1 protein-coding gene is annotated in these 1750 nt (G+C 76.5%); it reads left to right on the forward strand.

Going from position 1 to position 1750, the window contains the following annotated elements:
- Window positions 1-72: 72 nt before the first annotated feature.
- On the forward strand, window positions 73-1750 hold a 1678-nt coding region (locus Q7W29_07645; GenBank protein MDO9171687.1), incomplete at its 3' end, for a methyltransferase domain-containing protein.

Below are 1750 nucleotides of genomic sequence, written 5' to 3' on the forward strand. Positions count from 1 at the left end.
CCTCATGGGCAACCCCGCGCGGGTCATCGGCAACCGCAAGAAAGCCGAGACCGCCCCGCAAGACGGCGTCGCGTGACCACCGATCGCGCTTCGCGGGCGGACATCACGGCCGGGCTGCTCGCAGCCGCGGACGCGACGTCGCCGGCCGCCGCGCCCGACGTCCTGTGCGACGCCCTGGTCGCCGCCCTAGTCGCCGCCCTACCCACCGGCCCCGACCACCTCGCCCGTCTAGAAGAACTCGTCGACGAGGGCCGCGCCGCCTGGGATCTGCTCCTGTGCGGCGACCGCCGAGGCCACCTGCTGCTGGGCGGCGCCGGCTGGAGCGCCGCGACGCTCGCCCTGGCGCGGCGCTGGGAGCGCGTCACGGTGGTCGATCCCGACCCGGTCGTCCTCGCCCTGCTGGAGCGGCGGCGCGACGCCGCCGGGATCGCGAACCTGGTCACGGTGCGCGGCGGCATCGGCACCACGCTGCCCCTGGCCGACGCCGGCTGCGACGCGGTGGCCTGGATCGTCGCCGACGACGCCCTGCCGCCCTGCGCCGGGAACCGTCGCGCCGGCTGGTCCCGCCGTTTCCTGGCCGAAGTCGCCCGCGTGCTGCGGCCCGGCGGCGGGCTCTACCTGGCGACGCCCGGTCCCTGGTCGCGGGAAAGTCTCCGGAAGAACGAGTGGCTCCGGTCGCTCGACAGATTGCTTCACGGCGGCGCCCCCGCCGCGCTCGGCCCGCACGCCTTCGCCGCCGCCGCAGCAGCGTCCGGCCTGACGGTCGCGCGGCGCTGGGCGCTCGAAGGTCGCGACGACGGCCCGCGCAGCTGGGTGGACCTCGACGACCCGGCCGCCATCGCGGCCCACCGCCGCCACGCGCGGGACGGCGCCCGCCGGCTCCCTCCCCGCCTGTACCGCCTTTCGGCGCCCCGTTACGCCCTGACCGCGTCGCGCGGACCCGCCGGACCGTCATGGATCGAGGGCGCCCTGCGGCAGGCCGCGCGGGAGCTGGGCCTCGCCGACGGCAGCTGGCGCGCCTCGCCGCCGCAGGCGTTGCGCAAAGGCAAGCTCGTGGCCACGCTCCACGCGGACGACGGCCGCGGCTGGATCACGAAGGTCCCTTTGAACGATGACGTCGCCGCGGCGATGCGGCACGGCCAGCGCGCGCTCATGTCGGTGCGGGCGCAACTGGCGGCGGACGCGCCGCTGCGCCGGCTCCTGCCGGCACAGGCTGCGGACGTGGAGTACCGCGGGCTGCTGCTGCACCTCGAGAGCTACTGCACAGGCCGGCCCTGGGCGGAGGACCGCAACGCCCCGCCCCCGGCGGCCGCCGGGATCGCCCCGGTGCTGAAGGACCTGCTCGACCTCGACCCGGCGTCCTGCGGCCTGGACGACGGCCACGACGTCCTGCCCCAGGCCGAGGCGGACCTCTCCGCTCTCCTGCAGCGACACGATCCCGACCTGGCGCCGACGCTGCGCGACGCGATCACGCGCCTCGACGCCGGTCGCTCCCCGCAGCTCCACCTGCGCAAGGGCGACCTGTCGCTCAGCAACGTGTTCCTGGAGGGCGGCCGGGTCAGCGGCCTGATCGACTGGGACGAGACGGGGGCGACGCGCCAACCCCTGGCCCCGCTCGCGGACCTGTTCTTCTCCTGGCTGTGGCAGCGCGGGGGCTGGTCGCGCACGCGCAGCCTGGTCGCGCTCGCCGGCGGCCGGATCGAGGCGTTGCCGGCGTCGCTGGGCGTGGCGGAGCTGCTGACGTCGCTGG

This window comes from bacterium (genome assembly GCA_030654305.1).
Classification (GTDB): domain Bacteria; phylum Krumholzibacteriota; class Krumholzibacteriia; order LZORAL124-64-63; family LZORAL124-64-63; genus PNOJ01.